Origin of the sequence: Parvularcula lutaonensis, assembly GCF_014651915.1 — a bacterium.
In the GTDB taxonomy this organism is placed as follows: Bacteria; Pseudomonadota; Alphaproteobacteria; order Caulobacterales; family Parvularculaceae; genus Parvularcula; species Parvularcula lutaonensis.
In genome coordinates, this window is sequence record NZ_BMXU01000002.1 from 750,703 (window position 1) to 767,879 (window position 17,177).

At 62.6% G+C, this 17,177-nt stretch carries 19 protein-coding genes; 16 read left to right on the forward strand and 3 right to left on the reverse strand.

Features of this window, described 5'->3' with window-relative positions; translation table 11 throughout:
- Nucleotides 1-19 precede the first annotated feature (19 nt).
- The 8 genes from IE053_RS12000 to rlmJ all read left to right on the forward strand — a co-directional run bounded on the left by IE053_RS12000 (nucleotide 20) and on the right by rlmJ (nucleotide 6,712).
- On the forward strand, nucleotides 20-1,342 hold the full coding sequence (locus tag IE053_RS12000; RefSeq protein WP_189576290.1) for an aspartate aminotransferase family protein: 1,323 nt from the start codon (nucleotides 20-22) through the stop codon (nucleotides 1,340-1,342).
- Nucleotides 1,343-1,345: 3 nt separating this feature from the next.
- Nucleotides 1,346-2,146 (forward strand): class I SAM-dependent methyltransferase, encoded by an 801-nt coding sequence (locus IE053_RS12005; RefSeq protein WP_189576292.1) that lies wholly within the window; start codon nucleotides 1,346-1,348, stop codon nucleotides 2,144-2,146.
- Between the two features lie 62 nt (nucleotides 2,147-2,208).
- A complete protein-coding gene (locus IE053_RS12010) occupies nucleotides 2,209-2,646 on the forward strand; it encodes a hypothetical protein (RefSeq protein ID WP_189576294.1) in 438 nt (145 codons plus the stop codon).
- Between the two features lie 63 nt (nucleotides 2,647-2,709).
- Nucleotides 2,710-3,960: a DUF3667 domain-containing protein gene (locus IE053_RS12015; RefSeq protein WP_189576296.1), complete on the forward strand. Its 1,251-nt coding sequence runs from the start codon at nucleotides 2,710-2,712 to the stop codon at nucleotides 3,958-3,960.
- A gap of 9 nt (nucleotides 3,961-3,969) precedes the next feature.
- Nucleotides 3,970-4,635, forward strand: coding sequence for a fumarylacetoacetate hydrolase family protein (locus IE053_RS12020; protein WP_189576298.1), 666 nt, complete (start codon nucleotides 3,970-3,972; stop codon nucleotides 4,633-4,635).
- Nucleotides 4,632-5,096, forward strand: a complete 465-nt coding sequence (gene msrC / locus IE053_RS12025; RefSeq protein ID WP_189576299.1) for a free L-methionine (R)-S-oxide reductase MsrC — start codon at nucleotides 4,632-4,634, stop codon at nucleotides 5,094-5,096. Before IE053_RS12020 ends, msrC begins: the two co-directional genes overlap by 4 nt.
- A gap of 125 nt (nucleotides 5,097-5,221) precedes the next feature.
- On the forward strand, nucleotides 5,222-5,938 hold the full coding sequence (locus IE053_RS12030) for an SIMPL domain-containing protein (protein ID WP_189576301.1): 717 nt from the start codon (nucleotides 5,222-5,224) through the stop codon (nucleotides 5,936-5,938).
- Between the two features lie 3 nt (nucleotides 5,939-5,941).
- Entirely contained in the window at nucleotides 5,942-6,712 is a 771-nt protein-coding gene (gene rlmJ, locus IE053_RS12035) for a 23S rRNA (adenine(2030)-N(6))-methyltransferase RlmJ (RefSeq protein WP_189576303.1), read from the forward strand.
- Between the two features lie 48 nt (nucleotides 6,713-6,760).
- On the opposite strand, the gene IE053_RS12040 is transcribed toward rlmJ, so the two are convergent.
- Nucleotides 6,761-9,157 (reverse strand): TonB-dependent receptor, encoded by a 2,397-nt coding sequence (locus IE053_RS12040; RefSeq protein ID WP_189576305.1) that lies wholly within the window; start codon nucleotides 9,155-9,157, stop codon nucleotides 6,761-6,763.
- Between the two features lie 217 nt (nucleotides 9,158-9,374).
- Between IE053_RS12040 and IE053_RS12045 the strand changes: the two genes are divergently transcribed.
- Nucleotides 9,375-10,043: a hypothetical protein gene (locus IE053_RS12045; RefSeq protein ID WP_189576307.1), complete on the forward strand. Its 669-nt coding sequence runs from the start codon at nucleotides 9,375-9,377 to the stop codon at nucleotides 10,041-10,043.
- 132 nt (nucleotides 10,044-10,175) lie between these two features.
- Here IE053_RS12045 and IE053_RS12050 read toward each other — a convergent pair whose 3' ends face one another.
- On the reverse strand, nucleotides 10,176-10,661 hold the full coding sequence (locus IE053_RS12050; RefSeq protein ID WP_189576309.1) for a hypothetical protein: 486 nt from the start codon (nucleotides 10,659-10,661) through the stop codon (nucleotides 10,176-10,178).
- 294 nt (nucleotides 10,662-10,955) lie between these two features.
- Here IE053_RS12050 and ettA point away from each other — a divergent pair, with 294 nt between their 5' ends.
- The 7 genes from ettA to IE053_RS12085 all read left to right on the forward strand — a co-directional run bounded on the left by ettA (nucleotide 10,956) and on the right by IE053_RS12085 (nucleotide 16,728).
- Nucleotides 10,956-12,620: an energy-dependent translational throttle protein EttA gene (gene ettA, locus IE053_RS12055; RefSeq protein ID WP_189576311.1), complete on the forward strand. Its 1,665-nt coding sequence runs from the start codon at nucleotides 10,956-10,958 to the stop codon at nucleotides 12,618-12,620.
- Between the two features lie 593 nt (nucleotides 12,621-13,213).
- Complete coding sequence (locus IE053_RS12060) at nucleotides 13,214-13,630, forward strand: VOC family protein (protein ID WP_189576313.1); 417 nt, start codon at nucleotides 13,214-13,216, stop codon at nucleotides 13,628-13,630.
- Nucleotides 13,631-13,694: 64 nt separating this feature from the next.
- Nucleotides 13,695-14,093, forward strand: a complete 399-nt coding sequence (locus tag IE053_RS12065; protein WP_189576315.1) for a hypothetical protein — start codon at nucleotides 13,695-13,697, stop codon at nucleotides 14,091-14,093.
- Nucleotides 14,094-14,181: 88 nt separating this feature from the next.
- Nucleotides 14,182-14,616 (forward strand): peptidoglycan-binding protein LysM, encoded by a 435-nt coding sequence (gene lysM, locus IE053_RS12070; protein ID WP_189576317.1) that lies wholly within the window; start codon nucleotides 14,182-14,184, stop codon nucleotides 14,614-14,616.
- Nucleotides 14,617-15,039: a secondary thiamine-phosphate synthase enzyme YjbQ gene (locus tag IE053_RS12075; protein ID WP_189576319.1), complete on the forward strand. Its 423-nt coding sequence runs from the start codon at nucleotides 14,617-14,619 to the stop codon at nucleotides 15,037-15,039.
- Between the two features lie 64 nt (nucleotides 15,040-15,103).
- Nucleotides 15,104-16,330, forward strand: a complete 1,227-nt coding sequence (locus tag IE053_RS12080; RefSeq protein WP_189576320.1) for a DUF418 domain-containing protein — start codon at nucleotides 15,104-15,106, stop codon at nucleotides 16,328-16,330.
- 38 nt (nucleotides 16,331-16,368) lie between these two features.
- Nucleotides 16,369-16,728 carry a hypothetical protein gene (locus IE053_RS12085; RefSeq protein WP_189576323.1) on the forward strand — a complete coding sequence of 120 codons (360 nt, stop codon included), beginning with the start codon at nucleotides 16,369-16,371 and terminating at the stop codon, nucleotides 16,726-16,728.
- Here the strand turns inward: IE053_RS12085 and IE053_RS12090 are convergent.
- Nucleotides 16,725-17,111, reverse strand: coding sequence for a hypothetical protein (locus IE053_RS12090; protein WP_189576325.1), 387 nt, complete (start codon nucleotides 17,109-17,111; stop codon nucleotides 16,725-16,727). The genes IE053_RS12085 and IE053_RS12090 overlap by 4 nt on opposite strands.
- Nucleotides 17,112-17,177 lie beyond the last annotated feature (66 nt).

Below are 17,177 nucleotides of genomic sequence, written 5' to 3' on the forward strand. Positions count from 1 at the left end.
GGACAAGAAGGAGGCCCCGATGGCAGACGCAGGCACGAACGAATATCCCACCAACGAACTCCTGGTCGCTCGCCGGAACGCGGCATGTCCCGCTGGCCTTCCGTCCAAGTCGGGGATCTATGCAGCGAAGGCCCGCGGAGCCGAGCTCTGGGATGTCGAAGGCAAGCGCTACATCGACTTCATCGCGGGCATTGGCGTCCTCAATGTGGGCCATAACCACCCCAAGGTGATGCAGGCCGCGCGGGACCAGATGGAAAAGGTGGTCCACACCTGCTTCGGGGTCGCTCAGTACGAGCCCTACATCGAGCTGGCCGAGCGCCTCAACAAGCTGGTCAAGCAGGCTGGCGGCGGACGTTCCGACTACAAGACGATGTTCATGAACTCGGGCTCGGAAGCCACCGAGCACGTGTGCAAGTTCGCCCGCCGCATCACGGGCCGTCCGGGCCTCATCAGCTTCGAGGGCAGCTTCCACGGCCGCACGCTTCTCGCCACGGCACTCACAGGCAAGGCCCGTCCGTACAAGGAAGGCTTCGGCCCGCTTCCGGGCGACGTCTATCACGCTCCGTACCCGCATGAATACAAGGGCATGTCGAGCCAAGGCGCGCTCAATTGCCTGCAACACATTTTCGAAACCTCGATCGCGCCCTCCGATGTCGCAGCGATCCTGATCGAGCCGGTGCAGGGCGAAGGCGGTTTCGTGCCTGCGCCGAAGGAATTCCTGCAGGGCCTCCGCGAGATCTGCGACAAGCACGGCATCATGTTCATCGCCGACGAGGTCCAGACCGGCTTTGCGAGGACCGGCACCATGTTCGCGATCGAGCAGTCGGGCGTCGAGCCGGACTTCCTCGTCTGCGCGAAGTCGATCGCCGGCGGCTTCCCGCTCTCGGCAGTCGTCGGCAAGGCGGACCTCTTTGACCAGATCGCGCCGGGTGGCATGGGATCGACCTATGGCGGCAACCCCGTCGCCTGTGCTGCGGGGATCGCTGTCCTCGACGTGATCGAGGAAGAAGGGCTTATCCAGCGTGCGGAGGAAATCGGCGCCAAAGTCGAGGCCCGCTGGAAAGAGCTGGCCGACGGTGTCGGCAAGGGCGTGTTCGGCGATGTCCGCCGCGTCGGCGCCATGGCTGCGGTCGAAATGGTCAAGGACGGCGATCCGATGCAGCCGAACTCCGACGCCGCGGCGAAGATCCAGGGGCGTGCGCGGGAACTGGGCCTTCTCACCCTGACCGCGGGCAAGAAGGCGCAGGTCATCCGCACCCACGTGCCGCTCGTCGCTTCGGATGAGATCATTGACGAAGGCCTCGACATCTTCGCCCAGGCGACCAAGGACGTTCTCGGATAATCCGTGAGCGGACCGGGTCCGAAATTTTCTTACAAGTCCGAGCTCGTCGCCTTCGCGCGGCGGCTTGGCCTTCTTGGTATCGTGGACTGGGTCTATGGCCAGCGCCGCGTGTCCGAATATGCAAGCGCGAACGCTGCTTACCAGATGCAGCACCCCGAGTGTCGGTTTCCTCCGGCGGCGCTCGTCCAGCGCACCTATGGCACGCCGAGCTTCCAGTCCTTCCGGGAGTGGGGCGCGCGGAACGCGAAGGAAATCGCGGAGGCGATCGAGCGGCATAGCACTGTCGATGCGCCGCAGGTGCTCGAATGGGGCTGCGGCCTCGGGCGCCTCGCCGTGCACCTGGTCGACCGCTACGCCTATACGGGCGTCGATATCGACGCGGGCTCGGTCCAGTGGTGCCGCGACAATCTCGGCGGCAGGTTCGCCATCAACCAGCCGAAACCGCCGCTGCCCTTCGCGGCAGAGAGCTTCGACGTGGTCTTTGCCGTGTCGATCTTCACCCATCTCTCCGAACGGGCGCATCTCGACTGGCGCGACGAGATGTTGCGCGTGCTGAAGCCCGGCGGCGTCTTCATCTTCACCGTCCACGGCGATGAGCAGTCGAAGGAACTGAGCCCTTCCGAACGTCAGCGCTACGATGCCGGACAGATCGTTGTCCGCGGCGGCGTCAGCGAGGGTAGCCGGACATTCCTCGCCTACCACCCCGATCCTTACGTCCGCGAGACGCTGCTTGAGGGCTACGACGTCGCCGAAGGACCGACGCCCGCCTGCGGACAAACTCTCTATGCCGGGCGGAAATCCTGAGCGGGATGCTTGCCGCCCGCGACGGAATGGGGGAGGGAAGGCACAGGCTATCAGGGGGTCCCATGCGCCGCTCTCTCGTTCTCATCGCTTGCCTTGCTTCTGCGGCCTGCGTCAGTCCCGACAGCCGGGTCCCATATGTCTGCGCTGATGAAGACTGGTTCCTGCGCGGCCTCGATGCGGACACAGATACCTGGGCCATTGGCGGGCGGGCCAAGCGACTTGCCTTCTTCCGATCGAAATGCGGCGCGGATTTCGACCAGGCGGCCTATCTGGCGGGCGAAATCGCGGCAAAGAATGCCGCGCGCGGTTTGCCGGTCACCGATGACCGCTACTGGCGTTACTACGACGATCCCTATTACCGCGACCGCCGCTGGCGCCGGGGAGGCCGGCGCTACCGGGACAATGATGGCGTGCGTATCGTCCTTCCCGAGGGCAGTACGCCCCAGACCGACAATGGCGGCAGCGGCGTGCGGATCCAGCTTCCCGAGAACAAGGACTGAACCGAAACTGGCGTCCTTGCGGATTCTGCTGCAAGCTGGTGTCGGGACTGAGGATCAGGGGTCATGAGCAGCACCACCATGTCGGACGGGGGCGGCGGGCAGGCCGAGCACAACGCGTGCCTTGCCTGCGGTGAGCAGATCTTCGGGCCCTACTGCCATGCCTGCGGCCAGAAGAACGATGATTGCCGCCGCTCGATCGTCAGGCTGGCGGGGGAGACCGTGGCCAATGTCGCGGCGCTCGACGGCAAGTTCCTGCGCACCGTGCGCAGCTCCCTGTCGCGGCCGGGCAGCCACGTCCACCAGTATGCCCATGGCAAGCGCTCGCCCTTCACCCCACCGGTCAGGTTCTTCTTCGTCGTCACCTTCGTTTTTTTCGCGACGCTCTGGCTGACCGACCGGAACATCTTCGTCCTCCAGCTCGTCCCCGAGGACACCGACATCTCCGAGAGCAACATCCAGTTCCGTGTCACCGAGGACGACGAGGAGATCGCGAACCTCACCATTGGCAATGGCGAAAACTCAGAGGCCACGCAGGTCGGGTCTCGTGACGACACGGTGCCAGCCGATGCTGCCGGCGATGACCGGGAAGCGGGGCCGCTTTCAGACTTCCGAGCGGACATCGAAACAGTCCGCGGCGACTTTCGCGAGGATGTCGAAACCGTCCGCAGCGACGTTGCCCAGGCTCTTCTCGACGAAGGCGTCATCGACGAGGCACAGGCTGACGAGATCGATTCCCAGATGGAGGACGCGCCGAAGATCGTCCCCTATGGCGGCTTCCTCATCAAAGCCCACGACCTGACCTATACGGAGGAAGAGAAGGAGTGGCTCCGCTCCCGCGTCTCGGTGGGCGAGGGCTTCACCTTCCTTGGCCGCGAGATGACCAGCGAGCGCCTCGGCGATGCGCTGATCCAGACCATGCAGAACCCCGCGGCGTTCAACAATGCGCTGAACGAGGTCATCCCCTTCCTGCTGCTGCTTTTCGTGCCGCTGATGGCGGTCCTGGGCACCGTGTTCATCAGGGGGCGCGACGCGCTCGTCTACGACCACCTGCTGCTGGCGATCCAGACTCACGCCTTTGCCTTCGTGGTGATGACGCTGACGATCTGGACGGGTTTCCTGCTGCCGTCAGAGGCTGGCGCGCTGGCTTTCCTCGTGGGTGTCCCGCTCTATTACCTGATGGGCCTGCGCGGAGCGTTTCATCGCAGCTGGCGCAAGTCGATCGCGACGACCGTATTTGTCGGGGTCGTCTACCACTCGCTGTTCTTCTTTGCCCTGCTGGGCGCGATGATCGTAAGTTTCTGGCAGATTGTCTAAGGCGTGCCGATGTTCACAGTCAGTCAGCCAAGCGTGGCCACCACGGACGGCCAGCGTTTTCCGATCCGCCGGATTTTCTGCATCGGCAAGAACTACGCTGACCATACCCGCGAGATGGGCGGCGACCCGAAGACCACGCCGCCGGTCTTCTTCACCAAGCCCGCCCATGCGGCGACATCGGCGCGTGAGATCCCCTATCCTCTGGCTACGGACGACCTTCACTATGAGGGCGAGCTGGTGGTCGGCCTGAAGGATGGCGGCACCGCGCTTTCGGAGAAGGAGGCGATCGCGGCGATCTACGGCTATGGCTGCGGCTGTGACCTGACCCGCCGGGACCTGCAGAACGAGGCGAAGGAGCGGTGCGGGCCCTGGGACCTCGCCAAGGCGCTCGATGACGGCGCGGTGCTCGGGCGGCTGGCACCAGCGAAAGGGCTGCTCGACCGCGGGCCGATCACCCTGTCGGTGAATGGCGAGACGCGGCAACAGGCAGACCTTTCAGACATGATCTGGAGCGTGCCGGAGATCATCATGAAGCTCTCGCGCTACTTCCACCTCTGTCCTGGCGACCTGATCTTCACGGGCACCCCTGCGGGTATTGGCGCGCTCGAGCCTGGGGACCGCGTCGAAGTTGCCGTTGCAGACCTGCCGCCCTTGCGCTTTAGCCTCGTGGAATGAGCAAAGCCGAACTTTACCGCCAGACCGCCAGGGAAATCGCCGCCGTTCTCGAAGGCGAGCCGAACCTGACCGCGCGTATGGCCACCGTCTCCTGCCTGCTGGCGCAGGCCTTCCCGGACAATATCTGGACGGGTTTCTACCTCGTCGACCCGGAGAAGGAGCGCGAGCTCGTCGTCGGGCCGTATCAGGGCACCCTCGGCTGCCTGCGCATCCCGTTCGACCGCGGCGTCTGCGGCGCTGCGGCACGGACGGGCGAGACGCAGGTCGTCCACGATGTCCACGAGTTCGAAGGCCACATCGCCTGCGACAGCCGCTCTGTCAGCGAGATCGTCGTTCCCGTACGGACGAAAGAAGGCGAGCTGATCGCCGTCCTCGACATCGACAGCCCGGATGTGGGGACCTTCGATGAGGTGGACCGGGAAAATCTCGAGCTGATTGTCCGTGAGACGTTCCAGCGCTGACGTCGGTTGTCCTGCGCGCTTGGCCGACCTCTCCAATTGTGCCAGTGTCTCTCTGATAGGGGAGAGAAAACATGTGTTTGAGGGCAGTCGCTGGCGCCGCTTTGTGCTTAGGATTGGTAGGATGCTTGCCTGAGGCTGACACGCGGAAGCTCTACGTCTCAGTCGATGAGAAGGTTAGTGTTCCCGCTGATTCCTTTTTCATCAAGGTTAGTGTCGTTGGGTTTGGCGATACGCAAGATAGTACACTGATCGAGCTGACAGCGCAGCTTGATGATTTACGCGCAGCGATTCCAGCGCTTGAAGGTTTGACCGGATTCAGCATTGAAACCGACGACATTTCGATCGTCCCGCGTCCGGACGAAAGGTGCAAGGAGGTATTTGGCTACGATGCTGATAGGGTCTGCGCGCCCGGAGAATACGTCGCCACGGTATCGCTGGACATTAAAGGGCAGCCAGCCCTTCAGGCCGGCAATCTGATGTCCTTGGCTTCGGAAAAGGTCAGAGGTTCGGTAGAACTCATGAGCTTCTTTGCCTCCGATAAGGAGGCAGCCGAAGCAGCGGCGCTCACCGCTGTCCTCGCCAAAGCGCGCAGAGAAGCCGACCTCATCGCTTCCACTTCCGGAAGCCGGGCCGGATCGATATTGGAGATCCGACCGCCGAACATTGATGATTACTATCTACCGGAGATGCGGCTCAACGACATGTTCGCGCCTGTTGGCGCTGGTACTCAACGACAGTATGCGATCCGCACAATCCCGATAGATCAGCCGACGGTGGAAGTGTCAAAAGACCTTCTTATCGTCTTCGCTCTGGAACCCGTCGAACCGCCCTCAGAAGACTGAGCAATGCTCTCCTACCAGCACGCCTATCACGCCGGGAATCCTGCCGACGTGCACAAGCACTTCGTGCTGGCGGAGTTGATCCGTCTTCTGACGAAGAAAGATCGGGGGATCAGCTATCTAGAGACCCATGCGGGGCGGGGGCTATATGACCTGACCTCACAGGAGTCGCTGAAGACCGGCGAGGCGGCGGAAGGGATCACGCTGCTCGACCCGCCCAAGGGCTCGGCCATCAACGATGCGCTCAGGATGATCCGTACCCATTACGGTGAGACGGCGTATCCAGGCTCGCCGATGGTCGCCGCGTCGCTGCTTCGTGAGCAGGACCGCATGGTGCTGATGGAGATGCATCCGCAGGAGCACGCGGCGCTGAAGAAGGCGATGAAGGGCACAGGGGCGGCGGTCCATAACCGCGATGCCTATGAAGGCGCGGTGGCGCTAACGCCGATGGAGCCGCGGCGGGGTCTTGTCCTGATCGACCCGCCCTATGAGGTGAAGGACGAGTACGGACGGGCTGCCGATCTTGCAATGAAGATCCACAAGCGCTGGCCGGAGGCTGCGGTCATGGTCTGGTACCCGCTCCTCGATGCGGGACGGCACAAGGACCTCCTTGCACGCATGGCCGATGGCGGGCCTCTGGTCAGCGAGGTCGGCTTCGACCTCAAGGGCGGGAAGGGGATGAAGGGTTCGGGCCTCGCGATTCTTGGCGCGCCCTATGGCGCAGACGCGGCGGTGGCGCGCGCTATCCATCTCGCTAGCCCCATCCTCCGCGCATAAAAAAGGGAGGCCCGAAGGCCTCCCTCTCTCATCCGATAACGGACGAGCTTAGTAGCGCTTACGCAGCGTCAGGCCGATGGTGCGCGGCTGGTTCGTCCGGAAGCCGAGGCGGGCACGGCCACCCCGCTCACGGTCGAAGGACAGGAGCGCATTCTCGTCAAACGCGTTGTTGATGTAGAGAAGGGCCTCGAAGCCATCGTCATTCATCAGGCCCCAGGAGAAGTTGGCGATGGTGTAGTCCGGGAGCTGAAGATCCAGTGCCGTCACTTCGTTACCCGTGGCACCGCCAAAGGGCAGGCCGCTGGAGAAGGGCTGGATGATCGGGTCCTGGTCACCCGGCTGGGTGAATTGCTCGTCGACGTACTGGACCGAGCCGTTGACGACCGCGGACCAACCCGGACGGAAGCTGTCGAGCGGATACTCGTAGCTCGCGACGATGGCCGCCTGCACCTGCGGAGCCGAAGGCAGTTCCGCGCCATCGAACAGCCCCGGAATCTGTGTCCCGTCACCGAGCGTCACGGTGCTGTCGAGTTCTGCCTCGATCCACGAGCCTGCGAAGGAGATGTCGAGGCCGTCGATGGGCTCGAAGCCGAGTTCGACCTCCACACCCCGTGTGTGGGCTTCGGGAACGTTGAACACGATCCGCGAGGAGCACGAGCCGGCATCGAGCGTGACCTGCAGGTTCGAAATGTCCGTGTAGAATGCAGCAGCATTGAACCGGACACTGCCGAAGTCCGACTTCAGCCCGGCTTCGTAGTTGACCAGCGTCTCGTCGTCATAGGCCTGGAAGCTGCCGAACAGCGCCTCGTCCTCAGCCGAGCACAGAGGGATGTTGAGCGGGTCATTGACGCCGCCGAGGCGGAAGCCTTCCGAAACCTGCGCGTTGACCGTGACGTTTTCGTTGACGTCATAAGCTGCGATGACCCGGCCGTTGAAACCATCCGAGGTCGTCGAATCCATCACCATGAAGTCGCCATTGGCGAAGAGGCCACCCGTGGTGATCTCGCGGTCTTCCTCGAAGTCGTAATAACGGCCGCCAGCCGTCACGCGGAAGTCGTCGTTCACGTGCAGCGTCGCCTCACCGAAAAGGGCGTACTGGGTCAGGTCGTAGAACAGGTCCGAGTTGAACGGGCTGTCAGGGCCGAAGCCGTTGCGGACCGCGTCCGAAGTCCCTGCGCCAAGGACCTGATCGGTGAACGCATCATAACCCGGCGTGGGAAGGCGCTGGGCATAGTCGCGCTCGATCTTCGAATAGAAGGCACCGACCAGCCAGTCGAAGCCTCCATCGGTCGTCGACTGGAGGCGGACCTCCTGGGTGAAGCTGTCGAGATCCGTCGTGTCACGGAGATTCGACGGCGTCAGGACCGCTGCATCCGGGTAACCGAGGTCGATCGACACCGAACCGGTGAGGGCCGAAGCGTCGCGGCTGACGAGGATCTCACGGTCCATGACCGAGGTGATCGAGATGAACGCCATGTCGGCGAAGTCATAGGAAACCGTCAGGTCACTGATGATTGTCTCATCGAAGAAACGCTCGTCCCGCAGGAGGTATTGCTGGCGCTCTTCAAGCTGGATCGGCGTCCGGGTCGTCGTGTACGGGTTGGCGAAGACGTTGAAGACTTCCTGCCGGTTGAAGCCGTCGACGTCGATCTCCTGGAAGACCACGCGCGGCGTGATGGTCAGGTTGTCCGTCGGCTTCCAGACCAATGAGGCACGCATGCCCTGGCGGTTGCCGGAGTTGACGTCCTCGTCGACGCGGTAGCCATTGGCCGCGGAAGGGTCCTCGCGCAGGGCGTCGATGAAACCGCCATATTCGGTGTGGTAGGCGACAAAGCGCAGGGCAACGTCGTCAGAGAACGGAACGTTGACGACGCCCTTGAGGCTGCCGCCGACACCGCCGTCAGTGATGGTGTTCACATCGGCTTCGACCATCGCCTCGAACTCTTCGGTGTTCGGCTGGTTGGTGATGTAGCGCAGCGTGCCGCCGATCGAGCCCGAACCGAAGAGGGTGCCTTGCGGACCGCGCAGCGTCTCGACCCGGTTGAGGTCGAAGAGGTCGAGGTCGGGAGTGAAGAGCGACAGCGAGATCACGCTCTCATCGAGATAGACGCCGACCTGCTCTTTCACGCCGGGCTGGTCACGCACGATCTGGCCGGCCGAGACCCCGCGGACGGAAACCTGGCTCTGGCCCGGGCCAAGGTTCTGGATGTTGAGGCTGGCAACGTTGCGCGCAATGTCCTCGAGGGTCTGCGAGCCCGTGCGCTGGATATCTTCCTGGGTCTGGGCGTCCACCGAGAAGGGGACTTCGAGGATGTTCTGTTCGCGCTTCTGGGCAGTGACGACGATAACATCATCGTCGTCTTGGTCCTGTGCATTCGCGGCGCTGGTGAGCGCCATGGCGGACACGCCGAGGGCGAGGAAAGAAGTCAGAGGCAGTCGGGTCATCTGGTGTCTCCCTGATGCTGTTTCTTGCCCGATGTTATATTTCGGGACAGGCAACATGTCGTTTCGGGAGGTAGATGCTATCTTTACCTTGCTCGACCGCAGCATATCCTGCGTGTTTGTTGCCAAATTGTGACAGAATTCAGCGCCGAGCGCGTTGGTACGGTGATTGCTTCTCCTCCTGCGGAACGCCGCGCCGCGGCTATGCAGGAGTGCCCAGATGAAACGGATTGCCGCTGTCGCAACCGCGATTGCCTCGCTCGGCGTGGCTGACGCCGCCACCATTTTCACCGAAACCTTCGAAGGAACCCAGATCGGGCGGCGCTGGAACGTCTATGACGTCTTCGGCCAGTTCGTAACCGTGGATGGTGCAGGCATCGAGATCCAGCGCTCGGGCGTGGTCGTCCCGGCTTATGAAGGCCACCAGTATGTCGAGCTCGACAGCGACTTCCAGGTCAACCCGAACCCGGGCGAGGGTGCCAACTCCGCCATGGCTGCCCTGATGAACCTCCAGGCGGGACAGCAATACACCGTCACTTTCGCCTACCAGCCGCGGACGAACCGGCAGAATGACAACGGCATCGATGTCTCTGTCGGCACCCTGACCGATGGCGGGCAGGGCAACCGGAGCTTTGACGCCCGGTCCCTTCTCGGGACGGTGGACGGTGTCCGTTCGCAATATGGCGGTTGGCAGGTCATCTCGATGGTCTTCACCGCGGCCCTTGGCGACAATGCCCTGATGTTTGCCGCAGGCGGGCGCGAGAACGAACTCGGCGGCTTCCTCGACGACATCAAGGTTTCCGAGACCCCTGTCCCGGCCGGGGCCGTGCTGTTTGGCACCGGGCTTGCAGCGTTCTTCGCAAGGCGCGGCCGCAAGGGTGTCGCCTGAGGTTCTCAAGTCTCTCCGGGGCGCACCGCCGTCCCACAAAGCTCCCAAGGGCGCCTCACCGCCCGCACCAGAAAGCCCCCGCCCTTCCCAAATACAGGCGGGGGTTTTTCTTTGCCTTGCCGTGGTCTGCGCCTAGGCCCGCGCTCTTGCCCGGCGCAGCAACAGGAGACCCGGGATCATCAGCAGCGCAGCGCCTGGAACCGGGATCGGATTGCCCACTTTCTCAAGGGCGAAGACCGAAAAATCGACACCATCCAATGGGTTCGTCACCTGCATCGAGAAGGTGGACACAGCTTGGGAGAAGACGACAAGCCCGATGCCCCCGGTAAAGGACGCCGAATACTGGACCCCGCCAGCCACATTGATGAGCGAGCCGCCAAGGTCCACGACCGTGCCATCCATCAGCAGCGTCACCATCTGCGAGCTGTCATTGGTCGTCCCGAAGATCAGCCCCTCGATCGGTTTGGCGAAGGTGAATGTGCCGGACGCCGTGTGGATGTCGTCATACTTGCCCGGAAGTCCGACATAGCTCGTTGCATTGGTCGTCGATGCCAGCGGCGAAAAGTTGGTGCCGACAAAGGAGAAGCCGAGACCGTTCGAGGTCCCGGTGATTGTCACCGGATTGCCGTTAGGCTTCGCGTCGATCTCGAAGCTCAGGTTCGGCAGATCGAAATCCGTCAGCAGTGCGGCTTGGCTGCTTCCAGCACCGCCGCCGCGGCGGCCAAGCCGCCCAGAATTGCTTTCAGCGTGATTGTCCCTCCTCTATCGGTTAACCTTCTCACATTGGCCATGTCCGTGTCATGCATGGATTTCAGCGCGGAAAGGCCCGCCCAATCCGCTTGAACAGGGGGGCGGCGAGCGTTAACTGCGGCCCTCTTTTCCCTGCAGCGTTCACCAAAGGACCGCCCCGCAATGGCACGCCAGTTCATCTACTTCATGCAAGGCCTCACCAAATCCTACGGGGCCAAGAAGATCCTCGATAACGTCCACCTGCAGTTCTACCCGGACGCGAAGATCGGCGTGGTGGGCGTGAACGGCGCCGGTAAGTCGACGCTGCTCAAGATCATGGCCGGCGTCGATCAGGAATACACCGGCGAGGCCTACGCCGCCGAGGGGGCCAAGGTCGGCTACCTGCCGCAGGAGCCCGAGCTCGACCCCACCAAGACGGTCTTCGAGAACGCCGCGATGGGCGTCGCCGAGATCAAGGCCAAGGTGCAGGAATTCAACGACGTCTCGATGGAGCTGGCGGAGAACTACTCCGACGAGCTGATGGAGAAGATGTCCAAGCTGCAGGAGGAGATCGACGCCCTCGACGCGTGGGACGTCGACTCCAAGGTCGAGCTGGCGATGGAAGCCCTGCGCTGCCCGCCAGGAGACTGGCCGGTCACGGACCTTTCGGGCGGTGAGAAGCGCCGTGTCGCGCTGGCCCGCCTGATCCTCGAGAAGAACGACCTCCTTCTCCTCGACGAGCCGACCAACCACCTCGATGCCGAGAGCGTCGCATGGCTCGAGAACTACCTGCGCAATTTTCCGGGCGCCGTCGTCCTCGTCACCCACGACCGGTATTTCCTCGACAATGTCACAGGCTGGATCCTCGAACTCGACCGGGCCAAGGGCATTCCCTACGAGGGCAACTATTCAAGCTGGCTGCAGCAGAAGGCCAAGCGCCTCGCCCAGGAAGAGCGCGAGGAGGCCAAGCGTCAGAAGACCCTCGACCGCGAGCTCGAGTGGATCAACCAGGGCCAGAAGGCCCGCCAGGCCAAGTCCAAGGCCCGGATCCAGTCCTATGAGAAGCTCCGCGACCAGGCAGCCAACGAGAACGTCAGCACTGCCCAGATCCAGATCCCGCCGGGCCCACGCCTTGGCGGCGTGGTGATCGAGGCGGAGGGCCTGAAGAAGGCCTTTGGCGACAAGCTCCTGATCGACGGCCTCGACTTCAAGCTGCCGCCGGGGGGCATTGTCGGTGTGGTCGGCCCCAACGGCGCGGGCAAGACGACCCTGTTCAAGATGCTGACCGGCAAGGAAACCCCGGACGAGGGCACCATCCGCCTCGGCGACACGGTCAAGCTCGGCTATATCGATCAGACCAGGGAGAATCTCACGGATTCCAACACCGTTTGGGAGGAGATCTCCGGCGGCCTCGACATCATCAAGCTGGGCGAGAAGCGCGAGGTCAACTCCCGCGCCTACTGCACCTGGTTCAACTTCAAGGGCGCGGACCAGCAGAAGAAAGTCGGCGACCTCTCCGGCGGTGAGCGTAACCGCGTGCAGCTCGCCAAGATGCTGAAAGAGGGCGCGAACCTCCTCCTCCTCGACGAACCGACCAACGACCTCGACGTTGATACGCTCCGTGAACTCGAAGCCGCCCTCGACGAATTCGCAGGCTGCGCCGTGGTGATCTCGCACGACAGGTGGTTCCTCGACCGCATCGCGACGCATATTCTGGCCTTCGAAGGCAACAGCCACGTCGAATGGTTCGAAGGCAACTTCGCAGCCTATATCGAGGACAAAAAGCGCAGGCTTGGTCCGGATGCGGACGTTCCGCGTAGGATCAAGTACCGGAAGGCGGAGCGGTGAGCTTCGCCAATAGCGGCGCTGACAAGTCAGGAGCAGGGTGCTCCGCGTCGTAGGGCGGCTGCCCGTTTGTGAACTTTGATCGGTGTGCGGCAGTTCCGGCAGCCGCGGTGCCATGTTCGCCGGTCTGGCGCGCGGGTGCGGGCACCGTTGCGCGAGCGGATCAACGGCATCAACGCGCACCCGCCCTACGTTATCCCCGCCCTATCCACCTGCGCTACAATCCCCCCACGGACAGACGCCGGGAGTTCAGGATCCGTCGACTGATGATCTGTCTGTGCCGGTGTCATCCGGCGGAGCGGGAAGGCGCTATCGCGTGACCCCGCCTGCCTTCGGTCGCTTCTTGGCTTGAGCTGATGTTCGGCCGTTCGGAAGAGTGTGGTGATCCGGCGCTAGCGCGCGGTAGGGGGTAGCGCCCTTTGCGTTGCAGCAAGCCATGAAGCAATCTTCGCTGCGGTGACCGCGTGCGAGCTTCCCTCCTCCAAAAAACCGCCCACGGGCGGTTGTTTGTGCTGTTCTTCCGGTGTTCCCTTGAGCCAGCTTGTCGCAGAAGAGAGAGTCTCGTACTCCCATGAGGAAAACTCAGGGAGCCCGCCATGTCGTCCGCCATCGTCCACCTCGCCATTCCCGCAGGCGATCTCAAAGAGACGGTCAAGTTCTACACCGAGGTCTTCGGCTGCACGCTCGGCAATTCCGAAGAGGGTCGCTGGCAGGACGTGAACTTCTGGGGCAATGAGCTCACCCTGCACCAGAGCGAGGAGCAGCTCCCCTCGGTCCGCCACGACGTCGACATGGGCAATGTCCTTGTCCCGCATTTCGGGGTCCACCTGTCCGAGGAGGACTTCAATGCCCTCAAGGAGCGCATCGCCGAGGCGGGCCTTGAATATATCGACCCGCCCTACCGCCGCTTCAAAGGCGACAAGTACGAGCAGGAGACCTTCTTCATCGCGGATCCGAACAACAACATTCTCGAGATCAAGACGATGAAGAACCCCGAGGTGCTCTGGCCGTAGAGACTGCGCCCAATCCTTGGCCGTAACAGGCTGACCTGATACCGTCAGGGTTGGGAGCAAGCTCATGACGATCAAGGAAAAGCCGCTCATCAACGCCGTCTCCAACCCCGAGCGGATCAATTTGCCCGCGAACCCGGTCATCGCAGGGATGCTCGCTCCGCTGATCGTTGCCGCGTTCGCGATCGTGACCATGGGCTTCCAGGTGGTCGGACGAGGAGCAGTGGAGCCTTCCGAGCTTTACGGACCGCTTCGCGCCGCTGTTTACATCGGCTATCTCGTCACCTGTTGCGGCTACGCTTACCTCTCCGTCCGTGCCAACGAGGGAGAAGGGGAGTTCGAAACCCTCACGCCGTTCATGGTTTCCGGGCTGATCGTCATGGGACTGACGTTTGTTCTCGACGTGATGTTCGGCCGCGCCGTCATGGAGTGGTTCGTGACCTTGGCGCCGCTCCTGAGCCGCTAGCAGCCGCTCCTGCGGGCGTGATTGGGCGTGATTGGGCGGGTGGGGCGGAAAACCCTAAGTTCCCGGTGCGAACCCATGGGAGGACAACATGGAGCTCTTCAAGTTCGAGCGAACCCGCGGCAAGGACAAGAAGCCCGACGGCGACGACGGCAACTGGTTCACCAATCTTTTCAAGAAGAACAATCTCAAAGCCGACAAGGTCGAAGCTGAAGCGAAGGACACCAAGGTCGTCCTCAAGGGCAAGGTCCCCGACCGCGAGACGGCGGAAAAGATGATCGTCGCGGCCGGCAACAATGAGGGCGTGGCCGAGGTCGAGAGCCATCTTGAGATCGAGGACGAGAAGAAGGAACCGGCCAGCACGATGTACGAGGTGAAGCCCGGCGACACGCTGTCGAAGATCGCCAAGGAGCATTATGGCGACGCATCGAAGTATCCCGTGATCTTCGAAGCCAACAAGCCGATGCTGTCGGATCCCGACAAGATCTATCCGGGGCAGGTGCTCCGTATTCCGCCACTCGACTGAATGCATCAGTCGCTGGGTGAACTGACAATCAGGACCGGGGGCAGGGGGTTCATCGATGTGACACCTGCTCTCGGCGACTGGCTTCGTGCAGAAGGTGCGGGGGATGGGCTCCTCACGATCCTGCTCCGCCATACCTCCGCGAGCCTCGTCATCCAGGAAAACGCCGATCCGGATGTCCTCAGCGACCTGACGGACGCGCTTGACGGCCTCGCGCCCGAGCATGGCGGCTATCGCCACTCGGCCGAAGGGCCTGATGATATGCCTGCGCATATCAAGGCCGCGCTGACGAGCCCCACGCTCTCGATCCCCGTGGCGGGTGGACGGCTGGCGCTCGGGACCTGGCAGGCTGTTTACATCGCAGAGCACCGCACACGCCCCCATAGCCGTCGGCTGGCGCTGCATTTTTTTGGCGAAAAACGATAAAACGTGGTTCCGCCCTTCGGGCCAGCAGGATAGGTTTAACCTGGATCAAGGCGGGGAGGGCCTGATGTCCGGCACAATTCCCTCCGGCGGGCCCGTCACCGGGGCTGACCGAATTGCGTTTCTCGATGTGCTCCGCGGCTTCGCGGTGATGGCGATCTTCATCGTCAACATCAAGGCGATGGCGATGCCCTTCGCTTACTACAGCAATCCCACCCTTTGGGCCTCGGAACTCGACCAGCATATCGCCCTGCTCCAGAAATTCCTTGTCGAGGACAAATGGCGGACGACCTTCACCGCGCTCTATGGTGCGGGCCTGCTGATGATCAGTGAGCGGCTGATCGCCAGAGATGACAAGAGGCGCATCCTCCTGAAACGCAATCTCTGGCTGATTGTCTTCGGCGCGTTCCACCTGATCCTGATCTGGGTCGGCGACATCCTGTTCATCTACGGAGTGACAGGACTGCTCGCCATGTTTTTCGTCCGTATGCGTCTTTGGTTGCTTGTCGTGCTCGGCTTCGTCATGCTGGTACTCGGGACGGCGTGGATGGGGATCTTTGCGGCGGGGCCTGCCTTCGACGATGATCTCTATAACAAGCTCGCACCGATGTTTTGGGAGCCTACGCCGGAAACGCTCAAGGCCGAGATCGACGCCATGCAGGGTTCCATCGCTGACCAGATCGCCTTCAGGGCGAAGGAGGCGGTCGGATTCATCGGCTTCTATTTCCTGTTCGGAGGCATGTGGCTCGTCTCGCTCGCGCTGATGGTCCTCGGCATGGCGGGGTTCAAGGGTGGCCTTTATCGAGGCCGCTGGCCGCTCCGCCTGACCCTGCCGCTGGCGGTGGTGGCGCTGAGCGCGGCATGGGCCCTCGACTGGGTGCAGATCGGAGCGCTGCGGGCTTCGGGCTATGACTTCAGGGTCTTCAGCCTCAACACATGGATGGCGATGTCCGACGGGTATATCGGGGCCTTCGGCTATGCCTGTCTCATTTCGGCGCTGGTCAGCCTGGGACTTAAATTCGGCGCTGTCGCAGCCGTCGGGCGGATGGCGTTCACGAACTACATTGCCTGCTCCCTGATCGGCACGACGATTGCCGGAGGCCATGCCGGTGGCCTTTACGGTGAGGTGTCGCTCGCTTTCCTCATGGTCGTCGCGATCGCCGCGTTCATCGCCATGCTGGTCTGGTCGCCGCTCTGGCTGCGGGCTTTCCACTTTGGCCCGCTCGAATGGCTGTGGCGCAGCCTCGTCTACGGCAAGGCGCAGCCTTTCGTCAGGCGCGGCGCGGCGCTCTGACAGGTGGCTTGGTAACCGGATCAGGCTAACGCGGGCGGATGGACCCGTATCTGCTGGCCGCGATCCTCGCGACCGTCATCACCATCGTCGTTTACACAGTGGTCGGCTGGCAGCCGATTGCGGATTGCATGCGCATGTGGCTGCGAAGGGACTACTGGACCGCGTACAACACAGTCGAGTTCCTTGCCTGGGGCACCAAGGCCGCGGTCATCGTCCCCGGCCTCGTCTTCGGGTTCGAGATCTGGTGGTTGCACGTCCTGACCCTCGGCACGTCTGTCGCACTGATCTGGGCGTCGATGAGGAAGCTCCTCCCGACGCTGATCGCGTTCAACACGCTCTGGATCTTCCTCTCGATGACGGTGATCGTCCGTCGTTTCATGGAGGGAGGGGGCGCCTAGAGCCCCCAACCCGCCGGCACGGGATAGCCTTCGCCGCGGTTCAACCTGCTGATTCCGCGGATCGAGCGGGTCAGCAGCATCAGCCAGAGCCAGATGAAGACGATCCCGGAGACAATCATCAGCGGGATCCCGATGATCGAGAAGATCACCGTGGAGGTCAGCGCCACGCCGACAGCGAAGATGATGCCGTTGATGACATTGCCGAACACCGCGCGCCAGAAGAGGCCAATCTGGTGCTCGAAATGGCTTTGCGCGACGGGCCCGGCGTCTTCCCGGAAGATATAAGCGAGTATGACCCCGACCAGGGCAGGGACGCCCGTGAAAAGGGCTACCAGATACAAACTGTAAACCGCAATTCCCTGCCAGCGTTCTTCGTCACTCATTCTCACGTTCTCCCGGTTGCCGCGCCTAGAGCCCGCATGTAATGGCGCCCCCACTTCGTTACAAAC